Genomic DNA, 19,206 nt, shown 5'->3' on the forward strand with positions numbered 1-19,206 from the left:
AAAAAGATTGCTTCAGCTCATTCAAACCTGGCTGCGCAAAGATGAACACCTTTGGAAAGATCAAATAACAACTAAAATGAATACTATATGGCCTCTATGTCTATATGGTCAATATAAAAAATGAAATGATCATTAAAATCTACATAACGATAATCAGCATTTGGTTACTACCATTTTTAAGACTGGCAGCACAAGTTTCGTTGCAAAATACCACCTGCGAGATGTTGGAAAATCCGCTAGGTATAGATATTCAAAAACCACGGTTAGCCTGGCAAATTATTTCTAAAGAAAGAAATGTGATGCAAACCGCTTATCAGGTTCTGGTTTCTTCTTCTTTGGAGAAATTAAATGCAAATAATGGCGATTTCTGGGATTCAGGAAAAGTAAATTCTGCTAAATCTATTCACGTAGCTTATGATGGAAAGGTGTTGACAAGTCGTGTGAAAGCTTATTGGAAAGTTAAAACGTGGACAACCGCCGGAGAAAGCGAATGGTCTGCACCTAACTCCTGGACAATGGGTTTGCTTTACTATAAAGACTGGCCAAAAGGTTGGATCGGTTTCGATCGGGCATTCCCATGGGATAATATCAAAACCGATTCACGTTTATCTGCCCGGTATTTCAGAAAGGAATTTCAAAGTACAAAAACGGTTAAATATGCAACGGCATCCATCATTGGCCTGGGTTTATATGAACTGTATATCAACGGGAAAAAAGTAGGAGAAGATGTTATGGCGCCCTCGCCGACGGATTACACCAAAAACGTAAAGTATAACACATACGATGTGACGAGCTACCTTCAAAATGGTAAAAATGCTGTTGGCGCTATTTTAGGCAATGGACGTTTCTTCGCCATGCGCCAGAATGAAAAGCCATATAAAATCAAAACATTCGGTTTTCCGAAAATGCTGATGAACCTCAATATTGTTTACAGCGATGGAAGTACCACAAATATTGATACCGATGGGAGCTGGAAAGGAACTGCAGATGGACCAATCAGAACCAATAACGAATATGATGGTGAAGAATATGATGCCACGAAAGAAGCTGCCGGATGGAACAAAGTTGGTTTTGATGATAGCAAATGGTTAAAGGCCGAGTTTGTACAGGAACCAGGCGGAACGATGGAAGCACAAATGAACGAAAATATCAAGGTAATGAACACTTTGAAGCCCATATCGATAAAAAAACTTCCTGGCGAGAGGTATGTTTTAGACATGGGGCAAAACATGGTAGGTTGGTTGCAAATCAAAGTGAAGAGCCAAAAAGGAAAACAGATCAAATTGCGTTTTGCCGAATCCTTACAGCCGAACGGAGAATTGTTCACCGCCAATCTTCGCAATGCAAAATGTGCCGATTTGTATACCGCAAAAGGAGGGGAAGTGGAAACCTGGGAACCGACATTTGTGTATCGTGGTTTCCGGTATGTAGAACTTTCGGGATATGCCAATCAACCTTCAGTTAACGATTTTGTGGGAAAAATGATCTACGACAATATTAAAACCGTTGGGACATTTGAAACTTCGGATGCTTTAACGAACCAGATTTTCAAAAATGCCTGGTGGGGAATCGCTGGAAATTACAAAGGGATTCCGATTGATTGTCCGCAACGGAACGAGCGCATGCCTTGGTTGGGCGATAGAGGTGCAGTTGCTTATAGTGAAAGTTTCGTTTTTGATAACGGCAGATTCTACGCAAAATGGCTCCAGGACATTAGAAATTCGCAGAAAGAAGATGGCGCTATTCCAGATGTTGCGCCTGCTTTTTGGAGGTATTATAGCGACAACATGACCTGGCCCGGTGCCATGCTTTTAGTTACGGAAATGCTTTATAAGCAGACAGGCGATGTTTCTGCCGTTCAGGATAATTATCCGGCAATGAAAAAGTGGCTGGCTTACATGCAAGATCGCTACATGAAAGACTATATTTTAACCAAAGATAGTTATGGCGACTGGTGTATGCCGCCGATTACCATTGAGTTTGGTAGAGGCAAAAGCGCAGATAAAAAATACCCGTCAGAACTGATTTCAACGGCTTATTATTATCATTTCACACAGCTGATGATACAATTTGCGAAAGCAATTGGTAAGGATGAAGATGTTGCAACTTACCAGCTTTTGGGTGATAAAATTAAGGATGCCTTTAATCAGAAATATTATAACGATAAGGGATATTATGCTACTAACGCCCTGACAGATAATGTTATTCCACTTTACTTCGGAATGGTACCAAAAGATAAGGTTGAGCAGGTTTTTAAAAACATCACTTACACAGTTGAAGTGACCAATAAAGGCCACCTCAGTAATGGATTGGTTGGAATTCAGTGGTTGATGCGTTGTTTGAATGATTATGGCAGACCTGATTTAGCGTACGCGATTGCCACACAAAAAACCTATCCTAGCTGGGGTTACATGGTTGAAAATGGGGCAACAACGATTTGGGAACTATGGAATGGCAATACTGCCGATCCGAAAATGAATTCTCAAAATCACGTGATGATGCTCGGCGATTTACTGATCTGGTATTATGAAAACCTGGCAGGAATTAAATCAGCAAGCGGCGCTTTTAAAACCATCACCATGAAGCCAGAAATGATTAACGGACTAAACTCTGTAAATGCCAGCTATCATTCCGTTTATGGTTTGATTAAAAGCAACTACAATAAAACGGCAACTCAATTGAAATGGAATGTTACCATTCCGCCAAATACAACGGCAATGATTTATATCCCTGCAAGGAATAAAAATGAAGTTTCGGAGCAATTGGCATCCGCAAAGGATTTAAAATATATCAAAATGGAAAATGGCAGAGCGATTTATGAGGTAGGCTCGGGCGATTATGCTTTTGTAGTGGAGCAAAGGAAATAATATAAATAAATCGTCATTGCGAGGCACGAAGCAATCTTTCCTATTAGAGATTGCTTCGACTGATGAAAAAACAGTCTCGCAATGACGAGAAAAAAAATACAATTATGAGAAAATTTTTAAAGCCGTTTATGTTATTGATTTTACTGCTAACCACGGTAAATGCATTCAGTCAAACGAAAGACGTGATTATACCTGAAGAAATGCTTTCCAAAGCAAAAGAATGGGTTTCAGCATTAAATTTAACCGATGCCACTAAAAAACTGGCTGCCGAAAATGCAATAGCAGTTCATTTAACCACCATAAGAAACTGGCATAACGAACACCCCTCATCTACTGTTCCAGATGGAATAAATCCTGTTACCGGAACTAAATTAAGTGATCTGGATAAACAAATTATTGCTGATTCGGCCATTCCATCAACCGTACATCAGGCATTAATGGAAAGTCTCAATAAAAACTTATCTCCAGAACATGTAGAAACTATCTTGGATAAATACACCATTGGAAAAGTGGAGTTCACTATTAAGGGTTACAAAGCGATCGTTCCGGATTTAACTGCCGACGAAGAAGCGAAGATTTTATCCTTTCTCAAACAAGCCCGGGAACAGGCCGTGGACTATAAAAATATGAAACAGATCTCGGCAATTTTCGAAATCTATAAAACGAAATCAGAACAAATGTTAAATAACAATGGCAGAAGTTGGAGGGCGCTTTACAGTGCTTATACTAAGAAAGTAAAGGAAGAGAAAGCGAGTAAAGCAAAGCAGTAAAAAGTTTTCAGTTTTTAATGTATAAAACAAATCTGTGAAATCAATTAATCAGTGTAATCAACCGCGAAGCGATAGAATTATGAAACTAAGAAAAATATACACTACAATAGGACTTGTTTTCGCATTATCAATTACCGCCAACGCACAAGTAGAAAAATGGCAGACGGGTGTTGTAAAACAAGAATTTTTATACGATCAGGCACCATTTCCATCGTGTCATTCTGCAACGATTGCTGAAACGCCAACTGGTTTAGTAGCCTCGTTTTTCGGCGGAACTAAAGAAAGAAATCCCGATGTAGAAATTTACATTAGTCGCTTCGTCGATAACAAATGGCTGGCACCTGTTTCGGTTGCGAATGGCATCCAGCCTGAGGGGAAACGATTACCAACCTGGAATCCGGTGCTTTATCAGGTACCCGGTGGTGATTTGCTCTTATTCTATAAAATCGGACCAAAACCATCTGAATGGTGGGGATTGATGAAAGCTTCCAAGGATGGAGGAATTACCTGGTCTGATGCTACCAAATTGCCCGACGGCTACATCGGTCCGGTAAAAAATAAGCCAGTACTTTTAAGCAATGGAAATCTTTTTGCACCTTCCAGCCGTGAAGGCGATGGCTGGAAGATTCATTTTGAAGTAACCAAAGATAATGGCAAAACCTGGCGGACAATTGGGCCACTTTCCGAAAACGGAATTAAAGCCATCCAGCCAAGTATTTTGCAGCATGGCAATGGCAGACTGCAGATTTTAGCCCGAACAGCAAACAGGGCTATTGCTGAATCATGGTCGGAAGATAACGGCGAAACCTGGACACCGATGACTAAAACAAGTCTGCCAAACAACAATTCAGGAACAGATGCTGTGACGATGAAAAATGGTCGGCATGTTTTGGTTTATAACCATGTTTTGCCTCCTGGCGATTTAGCTAAAGGTGCCAGGACTCCATTAAATGTTTCCATTTCAAAGGATGGTAAAGAATGGTCAGCAGCGTTAATCTTAGAAGATTCACCGATTAGTCAATATTCTTATCCCGCAGTGATTCAAACAGCAGATGGCATGTTGCATTTTATTTATACCTGGCGGAGACAAAAAATTAAACACGTGGTTGTTGATCCATCCAGGATGAAATTGAAGAAAATAAAAAACGGCATCTGGCCTAAGTTGAAAGGTTATACTGCTCCGATGATCACTGAAACTAAAAGCGAGGAGCCATGAGAATTATAAATCATTTCTTCTGCTCCTCGTCATTGCGAGGAAGCACGACGAAGCAATCTAATCTTTCGAGAGAGATTGCTTCGGTTGATGAAAAATCAAGCCTCGCAATGACGACCAACCTAAATTCATATTGCTTTGTTTATCAAAAATTTAGATTCGTAATAATGAGTAGATACTTTAAGTATTTAGTCATGTTTTTAACTGCCTGTTTATTAAATGCAAACAGCCTCTCCGCCCAAACGCAAAACACCGATAACCTTTACAAAAAAACACTGAGTGAGGTTTTAAAAGACATTCAAACCCGCTTTAAAGTGCAGATAAAATATTCCGAACCACAAGTAAAAGACAAATGGGTAAATTATGCCGACTGGCGTTTCCGTGCCGATGTTGATGAAACACTTGCCAATGTGCTTACACCTTTGGATATGAAGGTGAACAAAGAAAAAACAGGCGTATATAAGCTCAAAGAATACGAATATTATCGTTGGGAAGTTCAGGACGGCTGGGCCTACCTGGATGGTTTAGCTTCAAAATACCACGATAAGGCGAGTTGGGAAAAAAGAAAGGATTCCATTAAACCTCAACTTTACCAGGCTTTACAATTATCGCCGCTTCCGGCAAAACCCAATTCAAAACCCATTATTACTCTGAAAAGAGTTTTCGATGGTTATTCTGTAGAGAATATTGCTTTAGAGATTTTACCGGGCGTTTGGATAAATGGATCGCTCTATAAGCCATTGAATACCAAAGGAAAAATACCATTTGTATTAAGCCCTGATGGACATTGGGAGAAGCAACGTTATCGAGCAGATTGCCAGATTCGTTGCGCAACAATTGCAAGAATGGGCGCTATGGCTTTCAGTTATGACTTGTTTGCCTGGGGTGAATCGATGCTTCAATTCAAATATGAAGACCATCGCCGAAGTTTAGCGCAAACTGTACAAACTTTAGGTGGAATCAGGATTCTGGATTACTTCACCTCCTTAAAAGAAACCGATACAAACAGGGTCGGGATCAGTGGAGGTTCAGGAGCTGGAAGTCATTCCATTTTAATGACCGCTATGGATGCCAGAATTAAGTTAAGTGCGCCGGTGGTAGCCATGTCATCCTATTTTTATGGTGGTTGCCCCTGCGAAAGCGGGATGCCTATTCATCAATGTGGCGGCGGAACGGATAATGTAGAACTGGCCGCAATGGCTGCTCCTAGGCCACAATTGTTGGTTTCTGACGGAAGCGATTGGACAGCGCATACACCAGAGCACGATTTTCCTTACCTGCAAAAAATGTACGGTTATTATGGTGCAGAAAATAAGGTAGAAAATGTTCACTTGCCAACCGAAAAGCATGATTTCGGTATTAACAAACGCATTGCATTATATGATTTCCTGATCAAAAATTTCAAGCTAAATGGTGCTGCCGTGAAGGATAAAGCGGGTAAATACGATGAAAGCAAAGTGACTATCGAAAAGGAAAATGCACTCTATGTTTTTGGAGACAAAGGTGAAAAGTTGCCGAAAAATGCCGTGATGGGATTTGAAAACTTAGAAAAATTGTTTCCCCAAAGCAAAACAAAATAGATAGTGATGGAGAATCAAAAGAGAAGAACTTTTATCAGTAGTATTGCTTTGCTTACAGGTGGTTTGTTGCTTTCTGATCAATGGGTTATGGCGAGTGATAAAAAAACAAGATATAAAGTTGCTGTAATTGACTTGATGATTTTAAAACGTCAGAAATTGAGCGCATTACCACTTGCTCAAGAGATTGGTGCTGATGGTTTAGAGATTGATATGGGTGGTTTAGGCAACAGAGAAACTTTTGATAATAAACTGGCCGACGCCAAAATAAGACAAGAGTATTTGGATAAAGCCAAAGAATTGAACCTCGAAATATGTTCCTTAGCGATGACTGGTTTTTATGCGCAGTCTTTTGCTACACGACCAACTTATCAAAAAATGATTCGGGATTGTCTGGATACTGCAAAAGCCATGGGTGTGAAGGTAGTTTTTCTGCCTCTTGGCGTACAAGGTGATCTGGTTAAAAATCCAGAATTGCGTAAACCCATCATCGATAGATTAAAAATTGCGGGGAAAATGGCTTCGAAAGCTGGTGTTGTTATCGGGATTGAATCGGCCCTGGATGCAACAGGTGAATTGAAATTGCTGAAAGATGTTGATTCCAGAAATGTAAAAAGTTATTTCAATTTTTCTAATGCGATAAAAAATGGCAGAGATTTATGCAACGAATTGAGAATTCTGGGTAGAAAAAATATCATTCAAATTCATGCAACCAATGAAGATGGCGTTTGGTTACAAAATGATCCCAAAATAAACCTTCATAAAGTAAAAGAAACACTCGATGATCTGGGTTGGGGAGGTTGGTTAGTGGTAGAAAGAAGTAGAGATGCGGCGCAACCCACAAATGTGAAATACAACTTTAGCGCCAATACAAGCTATTTAAAATCTGTTTTTCAAAATAATGCGTCGTCATTGCGAGGAACGAAGCAATCTCATTAGTAGAATTATGGAAATTGCTATAACCAAAAAGATGCAAAGTGCATACAGAATAAAAGACTTGATATCTTGGTTTGGGTCATCACGAACCAAACAATTTAAACCATTTTTCATTTTGGTAATGCTTTTGTCGTTGTTGCAATTCAATGCAGCAGCGGTAGATATTTACGTCGCTATAAATGGTGCTGATACTAACTTGGGTACCAAAGAAAAACCTCTGGCAACACTGCATTCTGCAATTAAAAAAGCAAGGGAATTGCGCCGTTTGAAAGATCCATCAATTAAAGATGGAATCAAAATTATCATGGGGAAGGGAGTATATCGGTTAGATGAACCGATTATGCTGCGACCTGAGGATTCTGGTACAAAAGATAGTCCGACAGAAATCATCGCTTTGCAAGGAGAAAAAGCCATTTTAAGTGGTGGTGTAAAAATTAAGGGCTGGAATAAACTCAATAAAATTGTTCCGGGATTACCTAAAGCATCGTTAGGGAAAGTCTGGGTGGCAGATTTGCCTGATTTCGGTGGGCGTGATTTACAGTTCAGGCAATTGTGGGTGAATGATCATAAAGCCATCCGGGCAAAAAACTATAATGGCGAAAAGATGGGCAGGATTTTATCATGGGATAAAAAGAATCAGACGTGTAAAATACCCATTCCTAAAAACATCGATCTGGTTAATATTAAAGGCATGGAAATGCTGATTCATCAATGGTGGGCAATTGCAAATCTTCGTGTAAAATCGGTTAAAGTAGTTGGAAATACTGCAGAACTTTCTTTTATGCAACCTGAAAGTAGAATTCAGTCTGAACACCCCTGGCCCGCACCATGGATTTCTGAAAAAACCGGAAATTCTGCTTTTTACCTTTCAAATGCCATTCAGTTTTTAGATGAGCCTGGCGAATGGTTTGAAGATCTTCAAAATCACAAGCTTTATTACTGGCCGCTTGCATCAGAAAATATACTTAAAGCAGATGTGGTGGCGCCAGCATTCGAAAATCTGGTCAAAATTGAAGGAACAATCGATCACCCGGTTTCCTACGTGAGTTTCAAAAACATCTCTTTCCAGCATTCAACCTGGTTAAGGCCATCACAAAAAGGGCATGTGCCGCACCAGGCAGGGATGTACATGCTTGATGCTTATAAACTAAAAACTCCGGGAACGTCAGATAAAGCTGCTTTGGAAAATCAAGCCTGGGTTGGCCGACCAGTGGCAGCTATTGAAGTGAATTACGCGAACAATACTTCGTTTGAATCATGTCGGTTTGAACATCTTGCATCTACGGGCTTAGACTTCAAAAAGGGGACATCAGATAATAAAATAGCAGGTAATTTATTTAAAGATATTGGTGGCGCTGCGATATTAATTGGAACTTTTTCTGATGAGGCAACTGAAGTTCATTTGCCATATAATCCTTTCGACAAAAGAGAAATTTCTACGGATGACAGAATAGAAAATAACCTGATTACCGATGTAACCAATGAAGATTGGGGAGCGGTTGGAATTGGTGCGGGTTACGTTCGTGGAATCAAAATTATTCATAATGAAATTAGCGACGTGTCTTACTCGGGAATTAGTATGGGTTGGGGATGGACAAAGTCACAAAATGCGATGAAGAACAACACCATCAGCGCAAACAGCATCCATCATTATGGCAAACATCTATATGATGTTGCAGGAATATATACTTTATCTGCACAACCAGAGTCTGTTATTAATGAGAATGTTATCGATAGTATTTATAAGGCGCCTTATGCTCATCTTCCTGACCATTGGTTTTACTTATACACTGATGAGGGTTCATCGCACTTTACCATAAAAGACAATTGGACACCGACCGAAAAGTACCTGCAAAATGCCAACGGACCAGATAATCTCTGGGAAAATAATGGGCCAAAAGTTGCACTTGAGGTTAAACAAAATGCCGGATTGGAAGAACCATTTCAATATTTATTAAAGGAAAAGTCTGTTTATTCAAATAGAGGAATTAACACCGCTGAAGATAAATCTGTCGTGTTTGAGTTAATATTTAAACCAAATGACTTACCAGGAAATAATACTCTAAATGCATTTGCTAAAGAAAATAACCTCTTGCCTTCAGCATTTTATGAGTGGAACAATCGCCTGGTGATTTATACCTCAAGCCTAAAAGTGGAAAGTTTGCAGCAAACTTTAAAGCGCCTGAACGCATCAGAAATTAAACTTTATGATAATCTTTTTTATGATTTCAACAGAGAAAAGAACTGTGGTGATCAACCTGTAAAAGAATGGGATTATATTATTTTATCTGCCAATTTGGTGAAGGACGAAAAAATGCAAAGGGAATATCTGGCCTATCATCAAACACAGTTTGAAAAATGGCCGGAGATTTCAAAAGGATTCTGCAACGCCGAATTTCAGCGGTTAGCGATTTTTAAAAATGAAAGGCAACTCATGCTTATCATCAGTATTCCGAAAGGTAAAAAATTGGATGATTTAAATCCTAAAACCACGGAAAACAATCCAAGAGTAGAGGAATGGAATGCAATAATGAAAAAATATCAGGAAGGAATTGAGGGTGCAAAACCTGGTGAGGTTTGGGTTTTCTTTAAACCAATAGCGTAAATAAAAGTACTCGTCATTGCGAGGCACGAAGCAATCTCATTAGGAGAAGATTGCCACGTCGTTCCTCCTCTCAATGACGACTTATGAATAAACAAAAAATAAGATCATGTTAAGATTAGGGATTTTAGGATTAGGAGAGGGCAGAAGTACAATTTCTGCTTCATTGGCGAGCAAGAAATTTAAGCTCATTCAAATATGCGATGCCAATAAGAAACTTTGCGAAGAACGCGCTTTGGAGTTCGACTTTCAAAACTGGACGACCAGTTACGAAGATATGTTAACCAGCGATAAAATCGATATGATTGCGATTTACACACCAGATCACTTGCATTTCGAGCACATTAAACTGGCGCTGCAGCACGGGAAGCATGTGGTTTGTACCAAGCCTTTTATTGATGATTTATCGCAGGCCAATGAACTGCTGGAACTGAGTAAAAAATCACGCAAGAAGATTTTTGTTGGGCAGAGTTCCCGCTTTTTTGAACCTGCTATGCGCCAGAAAAAAGATTTCGATAAAGGTTTAATCGGCGAACTAATTACGATAGAAAGTTATTACCATGCCGATCACCGTTGGTTTTTAGAGAAAGGCTGGTCATTAAAACAATCCTTTAAATGGTTATATGGCGGTTTAAGTCACCCTGTGGATTTTATTCGTTGGTATATGCCAGATATTGAAGAAGTAATGGGTTACGGCATGTTAAGTAGCAATGGTTTAAAGGCTGGCCTGAAAAATCAGGATACGATGCATTTCATTTTTAAGGCTAAAGATGGCAGGATTGCACGCGTGAGTGGTGCTTATACCGGGCCAACCCAGCCAGCGAGTCGTGATAGTGGAATGAGTTGCATTTTACGTGGCACGGAAGGTGCTAGTCAGGCCGATTACCATGAATTGCGTTATGCTGTGACCACAAAAACTGGTGAAGAAAAGATTATTACCTGGGGCGATTCTACCTTAAAACATTACTTCCGTTTCGAAGGACAAAGTCACCATGCTGGTGAATACCAAAACTATCTGGATTATTTCGCGGATAGCATTAACAATAAATTTACTGCTTACCCTGATTTGAAAGAGGGAATCGGAACGGTGGCACTTTTACAAGCGATGGATCAATCAATGGAAACAGGTTTGCCAGTGAAAATTGATGAGATTTTGAAAGCAAATCATATTAAAAGGGAATCGATAGGCTTGTAAAAGATAGGTCTGAATCGTCATGCTGACCTGTAGCGCAGCGGAAAGCTACGCAGTAATTTAGTTCAGCACCTATTTAAGAAAGGTCCTGAATTAAGTTCAGGAAGACTATTCTTTGAGCAGAATCGTCATTACGAAGCACGAAGCGATCCTACAACTATGGGTTAAAATAGCGAAGGCATTAAGATTATTTCGTTTCTCACAATGAAGATAGTATAAAAAATAGCAACCTAACCAAATAAACCAATGGGAAACATTGTAGAACGTTTAACCAGCTTAGATTACATCATCGTGATTGCCTACCTTGTTATTTTGGTGATCATTGGGTATCGGGCAAGTTTTTCGAAAGATAAAAACAAAGATGAAACCCTATTTCTGGCTAATAAATCTTTAGGCTGGGCAAGTATCGGCTTTAATATGTGGGGCACAAATGTTGGTCCATCGATGTTGCTTGCTTTTGCCAGTATAGGTTACACCACAGGCATCGTTGCGGTAAACTTCGACTGGTATGCCTTTATCTTTTTGTTTTTACTGGCCATTGTTTTCGCCCCGAAATACCTGGCAGCAAAAGTGAGTACCATGCCTGAGTTTATGGGGAATCGTTATGGCGATTCTACCCAAAATATATTGGCCTGGTATGCCTTAGTGAAGATATTAATCTCCTGGTTGTCATTAGGCTTATTTGCCGGAGGTTTTTTAGTCCGCCAAATTCTGGGCATCCCCATGTGGCAATCGGTTACGGTTTTAGTGGCTTTTGCAGGATTATTTACCTTTTTCGGAGGATTAAAAGCCATTGCAAAAGTGAATGTTTTTCAAATGATTTTATTGATTGCCGTGTCATTGTCTCTTACACTTTTGGGTTTGCATAAAGTCGGCGGAATTTCTGCTTTATATGCTAAAACTCCGGGTCATTTCTGGAACCTCATTCAGCCGACCAGCGACCCCAAATATCCCTGGTATGCAATTTTGTTAGGCTATCCGGTTGCGGCCGTTGCCTTCTTTTGCACCGACCAGTCGATGGTTCAATCTGTTTTAGGCGCAAAGAATTTGAAGCAAGGGCAATTGGGCGTGAGCTTTATCGGGTGGTTAAAATTGCTATCCTTACCATTGTTTATCATCACAGGGATTTTATGCTATGTTCTATTTCCAAATCTAAAAGACCCTAATGAGGCTTACATGACGATGGTTACCAACCTTTTCCCTCCAGGGATGAATGGTTTGGTAATAGTGGTTTTAATTGCAGTTTTAGTGGGAACGATTGGTTCTTCCTTAAACTCTTTGAGTACCGTTTTTACGATGGATGTGTATGTTAAGAAAATCAATCCGCAGGCTACCAACAAACAAATTATCAATATAGGTCGCTTAACAGTAGTTGCCGGCTGCATTTTCGCTGTGATTGTGGTTCTGGCGATTGATAACATCAAAGGCTTAAACCTATTTGATGTCTTTCAATCAATTTTGGGCTTTATCGCGCCGCCGCTTTCAGTGGTATTCCTGTTAACTGTTTTCTGGAAAAAAACCACCAGAAAAGCGGTGAATTTTACTTTATCCATAGGTTCTGTTTTGAGTTTGGGTACAGGAATCACATACCTCTGGATCTTGCCACCCGATCAAAACGATTTCTGGCCACACTATCTGATGCTCTCGTTCTATATTTTCGCAGGGCTACTCATTATGGCTATCCTCATTTCACTTTTAGACCGAAGCCCGAGTATTTATAAAATTAATGATGAACATCAAGCAAATATTGAAAAGCCCAGCCGAATAGTCTGGATTTCGTGGACAGCACTTGCGGTAGTGATGGTTGTACTTTATATCTTTTTTAACGGACATTAAATTTTACGTCATTGCGAGGTACGAAGCAATCTCACTCTCCATACTATTAATTATACAATCATGAAAAACCTTAAAAAAACACTCTTACTCTCGCTTCTTAGCTTCCTGATAATTCCAACCTTTGCCCAAAAGGCATCCTGGATCTGGTACCCCGGCGATTTCGATATTTACATGAGCAATGTGATGCAGAACCGGAGAACAGAACGCGGATCATTTTTTCCAGTATTCTGGAAAATGGATAGTCATTATGTTTTAGTAGATTTTCATAAGGAATTTACTTTAAGCCAACCAGAAGAAGTTAAACTTTTTGTTGAAGGAACTTACAATGTTAAAATCGATGGGCAAGCCATTACGGGTTTTTCAAAAAGCATTCAAATCCCGGCAGGAAAGCATAAGTTTAGTTTAAAGGTGTATAGTCAGGGAACGGTGCCTGCTATTTTTGTACAAGGCAAAACCATTGTTTCTGATGAAACCTGGTTAACCACTTTCGAAGACAAGGAATGGATTGATCAAAGTGGAAAGGTTTCAGATAAATCTGGAACTACCTTCGTTTCTGCGGGCTCCTGGAATTTAACAGATCCAAACATGTTGCCCTCGAAATTTAAGTTGCCTGTAGTTGCGCACTATGCTGTAAACAAAGAAAAAGCAGGCAATGATTATGTAGCAGATTTCGGGAAGGAAACATTTGGCTTCCTCAAAATACATGGTTTGAAAGGAAATGGAAAGCTAGATATTTATTATGGAGAATCCAGGGAAGAGGCTTTATCAACTGATAAGTGCGAAACGCTGGATCACCTGGATCTCAATCTAGCCAGTAAGAAAGATTCGGTGATGCCACTTTCAAAAGCGTTCAGGTATGTGAATTTTCAGGCTGAAAATGGAGTTACTGCCGATTCGATTTCGATGCTTTACGAATATGCACCAGTAACGGAACGGGGGAGTTTTAAGTCATCTGATACGGAGTTGAATAAAATATACGATGTGGCGAAATACACCTTTCATTTGAATACCAGGGAGTTTTTTATCGATGGGATTAAACGCGATCGATGGGTGTGGAGTGGTGATGCTTACCAGAGTTATTTGATGAATTATTATTCATTTTTCGATGCACCAACAGTTAAAAGGACACTTTTGGCACAGCGTGGAAAAGATCCGGTTACGGCACACATTAATACCATTATGGATTATTCTTTTTACTGGTTTCTAGGGATCTACGACTATTATAAATTTACTGGCGATAAAAAGTTTGTGCAGGATATTTATCCAAGAATGCAATCATTAATGACTTATATTGATGGCAGAAAGAACAAAAATGGCTTATTAGAATGGATGCCAGGCGATTGGATCTTTATCGATTGGGCAGATAAATTGAGTAAAGATGGAGAAGTAAGTTTTGAGCAATTACTCTATGCCAGAAGTTTAGAAACCATGGCTTTATGCGCTAAACTAGCCAATGACACCGAAAATGCAACAAAATACGACCGTGCTGCAAAAGCATTAAAAACAAAAATCTTCGAATTATACTGGAACCAAAGTAAGCATGCTTTGGTGCATAGCAGAATTGCAGATCAACTAACGGATAACGTTACGCGTTATGCCAATATGTTCGGCATATTCTTCGATTATTTCACACCAGAACAAAAGTTGGCCGTAAAAGAAAACGTGCTTCTGAATGATAAAATTGCCAAAATCACCACGCCATACATGCGCTTTTACGAACTGGAAGCATTATGTGCAATGGGAGAGCAATCTTACGTATTGAAAGAAATGAAAAGTTATTGGGGTGGGATGCTTAAACTTGAAGCCACTTCTTTCTGGGAAGAATATAATCCTGATAAGAAAGGAGTGGAGCACTTGGAGATGTACGGCAGACCATTTGGGAAAAGCCTTTGCCATGCCTGGGGCGCCAGTCCGATTTACTTATTAGGGAAATACTATTTGGGCGTTAGTCCTGATTTACCCGGTTATGAAACTTATACTATTCAGCCAAACTTAGGTGGATTGGGATGGATGGAAGGCAAAGTACCAACCGCAAATGGCGACATTTCTGTTTACATGAACAAAAAAGAAATCAGGGTAAGTGCTGCTGCAGGTACAGGGAAGCTAATTTTAAAAAGTAAATCAAAACCTGTAGTTGAAGGAGCGGAAGTGAAAGAAGTTTCGAAAGATGTTTATGAGGTTAAGATTGAGAAAAACATGAATTATGCGATAGGATATAACCCCCCAGCCACCTAAAGGGGGAGTGAAAAGCATGGTGGAAATAGAAGGTGGATGAAAAGAGAATATCATACATTATATCATCCTCGTTTTTAACGAGGAGAAGAGAGTATAGCGATTTTATCGCTTTCTAATTGAACCCCTATCCGCCTGTCTGCACCTTTCCCCTGAAAGGGAAAGGACGTTTAAACCCCAATCCTTTGCTCTATCTTTTTAACACATTTATAAGCCTCAGCAAGAATTACCTCATTTTCAATCGCTTTATCTGTATTCAGCGCATTTAACATAGAGATGGTTAAACAAGCAATGATGCCATTGTTGCTTGCCAGACCCACTGGTACCGAAATATCGGTAACGCCGGAAACTGAATCACTATTTTTTAGATAGGAACCATTTTGCTGAATATCTTTCAGGGAAATTAAAAAATCTTCCTGTTGAGGTTTTGCATATTTTTTATAGATCGAATTATTTTTTAGCGTGACAGTTCGTTCATCTTCAGACATGTAAGCCAATAAAACCTTTCCAGATGCGGTAAGCGGCAAAGGAAACAAATTCCCTTCTTCAATAGAAAGTGCAATCGGTCCCGGACTTTTTGCATGAATAATCACCATCACCTGGTTCATGTATAAAATACTCAGGTGGCATGACTGGCGAATGCTGTTTGCCAATTCTTCTAGTGGAAACTGCGCCGCTTTACGCAACTCATCAATAGGCGAGTGGCGGTGAGAAAGATAAAACAGCTTGAGCGATAAACGGTATTTCCCGGAAACTTCATCACGCAGAATATAACCGCGACTCTCCAAACTCATCAACATCCGATAAATTTCGTTCGGTGTTTTCTCAATGCCTACAGCAATTTCTGTTTGAGAAAGTGGGATAGATTGCGCTGATAAATATTCCAATATATCTAGCCCCTTATCTAAAGCTGGTGCCTGATATTTCGATTCTTTTTCGTTCATACGGGTCTAAATTTGGCTGTAGCAATTTTTTTACAATTCCAAACATACAAAATGCATTCATATTTATCGCTTACAACATTTTGTATTAATTTAAATACGAAGATATGTTTTCATATTTAAAAAAAACATTTATATTTGAATTGATGCCGTGTTAGCGTTACAGATTGATTTCTTTAATTTTTGAAATTGGTTCTTTTCTGCTTCAAGGTATTAATAACCATTTATAAACCCAAATTATTATTGCTCTGCGTAAAATTGGCAACGCGGAGTTAAACATAAAATAATGAGCAGAATTTTCTTTTTTTCCTGGCTATTTTCGATCAGCATTTCGCTGTCTGCGCAAGATATTCAGGTTGCTCAATTATCCTGTGCTTACTTAAATAATCCAATTGGGATTGATCTTGTTACCCCGAATTTAAGCTGGAAACTGCAATCTGCTCAACATAACATCATCCAAACCGCTTATCAGATTCTAGTTGCAAGTAGCATTAGTAATCTTGGTAAAAATATTGGCGATGTTTGGGATACGAAGAAAGTAAGCTCCAATCAATCTATCCAGGTTCAATATAAAGGTTCGAAACTGGTCTCCACAAAAAAATATTATTGGAAAGTAAAGGTTTGGGATAATAAGGGAAAGGTTTCTGATTGGAGTAAACCGGCTTTTTTTCAAATGGGTTTACTAAGTGTAGCCGACTGGAAAGGTGCGAAATGGATTGCTTATGAAAAGCTGGCCGATTCGAATGTAAATGTGCTGCCAACTGATGGCAAAAAAGATAAAGTTAACGCGAACAATGTGTTGCCCATGTTTCGCAAAGATTTTGTGTTGGCAAAATCAATAAAAAGCGCTACTGCCTTTATTTCTGGTTTGGGGCATTTTGAATTGAGTTTAAATGGAGCCAAGGTAGTAGATGATTTTCTTGCTCCCGGCTGGACGAAATACGATAAAGAAGCACTTTATGTCACCTACGATATTACTAAACAGTTAAAGAAAGGTTCAAATGCTGTGGGCTTGATGCTTGGCAACGGCTTTTATTATGTTCCTCCCATTAAAGGAAGATATAGAAAATTGAAGTCAGCTTTCGGTTATCCAAAAATGATCTGCCGTCTACAAATTGAATATACCGATGGAACATCAACCAATATAGTGAGTAACGAAGATTGGAAAACTGCACCATCACCCATTATATTTTCGAGTATTTACGGTGGGGAAGATTATGATGCAAACCTGGAACAAAAGGGTTGGAACATCGCCGGATTTAAAGATGCTCACTTGAAATCAGCGCTGCTGGTTGATGGTCCGAAGTTAAATGCACAGAAAGAAGCGCCTGTAAAAGTGTTTGATAACTTTAGCGCTAAAAGCATTACACAGACTGGCAATCAGGAATGGGTTTATGATTTAGGTCAGAATTCCTCTGCCATTATCGAATTGAAAGTTCGGGGCAGTAAGGGAGATACCGTTCGCATTACACCTGCAGAGTTATTGAAGGAAGATGGTACGATTACTCAAAAAAACATCGGCGGGCCATCCTATTTCACTTATATTTTAAAAGGCGATGGTTTAGAAACCTGGCGACCTAAATTTTTCTATACGGGTTTCCGCTATTTACAGGTGAAAGGTGGCGTTCCTGCTGGAAAGGAAAATCCTTCGAAACAAGCTGTAATAGAGGATTTAACAGCGCTTCATATTCGCAATGCCGCAGAAACCATTGGAAAGTTTAGTTCATCAAATGAATTGTTTAATAAGACCTTCACCTTAATCGACTGGTCGATTAAAAGCAATATGGTTAGTGTGTTTACAGATTGTCCGCACCGCGAAAAGCTGGGTTGGCTGGAGCAACTGCATTTAATGGGTAAATCAGTAAATTATAATTATGCCGCGGCACCATTATTTAAAAAGGCAACTGTTGATATTCAGAATTCACAGCTTGCTAACGGACTCGTACCTGAAATTGCACCCGAATATGTGAAATTTGAATGGGGTGGCGACATGTTTCGCGATTCTCCGGAATGGGGAAGCAGCAGTATTTTAGTGCCATGGGATTTATATAAATATTATGGCGATCGGCAAGCACTAATCGATAATTATCCCGTAATGCAACGTTACCTTAAATATTTAGGTACAAAAGCTGATCAACATATTTTAACTCAGGGGTTAGGAGATTGGTATGATCTCGGGCCGAAGCCACCAGGTGTTTCCCAGCTCACGCCAATGGGCATTACGGCTACCGCAATCTACTATTATGATTTAAAAATCATGGAAAAAATTGCTGCATTATTAGGAAAACCAACCGATGCTAGTCAATATTCCAACCTGGCTGTAGCGGTAAAAAGGGCATTTAATTATCAATTTTTCGATAGTAAAACCAAACAATATGGCTCTGGTAGTCAGGCTGCAAATGCCATGGCTGTTTACATGGAATTGGTTGAAGATCAAGATAAAAATGCCGTGATTGAAAATTTGGTAAAGGATATCAGGACAAAAAATAATGGATTAACAGCTGGTGATATTGGCTATCGATACGTTTTACGTGTATTGGAAGATGCAGGAAAATCGGATGTAATATTCGATATGAACAGTCGCTCTGATGTACCCGGTTACGGGATGCAAATCGCCAAAGGCGCAACTGCATTAACCGAAAGTTGGGCTGCATTGCCAACCGTTTCTAACAATCATTTTATGCTCGGGCATTTAATGGAATGGTTTTACAGCGGTGTTGGCGGGATCCGTCAGGATGAAAATTCGGTGGCATTTAATAAGATCAGGATTGAACCCGAGGTGGTGGGCGATTTAGCTTTTGCAAAAACGGAATACGATTCTGCTTATGGTAAAATTACAACCGACTGGAAAAAATCGACGAATGGATTTGAACTGGAAGTAAATATTCCGGTCAACACCACAGCAGTCGTTTACCTTCCTGCTCCAAATAATCAGACTGTTTCCGAAGCAAATCATGCGACATTCAAATCACTGGGGTATAAAAATGGAAAAGTGATGGTGGCTGTAGGTTCGGGCGCTTATAAATTTAAAGTGAAGTAG

11 protein-coding genes are annotated in these 19,206 nt (G+C 39.5%); 10 read left to right on the forward strand and 1 reads right to left on the reverse strand.

Features of this window, described 5'->3' with window-relative positions:
- The first annotated feature begins 125 nt into the window (after positions 1-125).
- The 9 genes from EV200_RS19740 to EV200_RS19780 all read left to right on the forward strand — a co-directional run bounded on the left by EV200_RS19740 (position 126) and on the right by EV200_RS19780 (position 15,228).
- Positions 126-2,867, forward strand: coding sequence for an alpha-L-rhamnosidase (locus EV200_RS19740; protein WP_165877986.1), 2,742 nt, complete (start codon positions 126-128; stop codon positions 2,865-2,867).
- Between the two features lie 104 nt (positions 2,868-2,971).
- Positions 2,972-3,637, forward strand: a complete 666-nt coding sequence (locus EV200_RS19745) for a DUF3826 domain-containing protein (protein WP_132535813.1) — start codon at positions 2,972-2,974, stop codon at positions 3,635-3,637.
- 79 nt (positions 3,638-3,716) lie between these two features.
- Positions 3,717-4,853 (forward strand): sialidase family protein, encoded by a 1,137-nt coding sequence (locus EV200_RS19750; protein WP_132535815.1) that lies wholly within the window; start codon positions 3,717-3,719, stop codon positions 4,851-4,853.
- Between the two features lie 164 nt (positions 4,854-5,017).
- Positions 5,018-6,430, forward strand: a complete 1,413-nt coding sequence (locus tag EV200_RS19755) for an acetylxylan esterase (RefSeq protein WP_229676753.1) — start codon at positions 5,018-5,020, stop codon at positions 6,428-6,430.
- Between the two features lie 6 nt (positions 6,431-6,436).
- A complete protein-coding gene (locus EV200_RS19760; RefSeq protein WP_132535817.1) occupies positions 6,437-7,366 on the forward strand; it encodes a sugar phosphate isomerase/epimerase family protein in 930 nt (309 codons plus the stop codon).
- Between the two features lie 7 nt (positions 7,367-7,373).
- Positions 7,374-9,968 carry an L-rhamnose mutarotase gene (locus EV200_RS19765; RefSeq protein ID WP_229676754.1) on the forward strand — a complete coding sequence of 865 codons (2,595 nt, stop codon included), beginning with the start codon at positions 7,374-7,376 and terminating at the stop codon, positions 9,966-9,968.
- A 106-nt stretch (positions 9,969-10,074) separates the two neighbouring features.
- Entirely contained in the window at positions 10,075-11,160 is a 1,086-nt protein-coding gene (locus EV200_RS19770) for a Gfo/Idh/MocA family protein (RefSeq protein ID WP_132535819.1), read from the forward strand.
- Positions 11,161-11,403: 243 nt separating this feature from the next.
- Entirely contained in the window at positions 11,404-12,993 is a 1,590-nt protein-coding gene (locus EV200_RS19775) for a sodium:solute symporter family transporter (protein WP_132535821.1), read from the forward strand.
- Between the two features lie 60 nt (positions 12,994-13,053).
- On the forward strand, positions 13,054-15,228 hold the full coding sequence (locus tag EV200_RS19780) for an alpha-L-rhamnosidase-related protein (RefSeq protein ID WP_132535823.1): 2,175 nt from the start codon (positions 13,054-13,056) through the stop codon (positions 15,226-15,228).
- 167 nt (positions 15,229-15,395) lie between these two features.
- Here the strand turns inward: EV200_RS19780 and EV200_RS19785 are convergent, their stop codons facing one another.
- The gene (locus tag EV200_RS19785) at positions 15,396-16,169 is read right to left on the reverse strand and encodes an IclR family transcriptional regulator (RefSeq protein ID WP_132535824.1); all 774 of its coding nucleotides are present in this window, start codon (positions 16,167-16,169) and stop codon (positions 15,396-15,398) included.
- A 283-nt stretch (positions 16,170-16,452) separates the two neighbouring features.
- Between EV200_RS19785 and EV200_RS19790 the strand changes: the two genes are divergently transcribed.
- Positions 16,453-19,206, forward strand: a complete 2,754-nt coding sequence (locus EV200_RS19790) for a family 78 glycoside hydrolase catalytic domain (RefSeq protein WP_132535826.1) — start codon at positions 16,453-16,455, stop codon at positions 19,204-19,206.

It is taken from the genome of Pedobacter psychrotolerans (assembly GCF_004340665.1).
Classification (GTDB): domain Bacteria; phylum Bacteroidota; class Bacteroidia; order Sphingobacteriales; family Sphingobacteriaceae; genus Pedobacter; species Pedobacter psychrotolerans.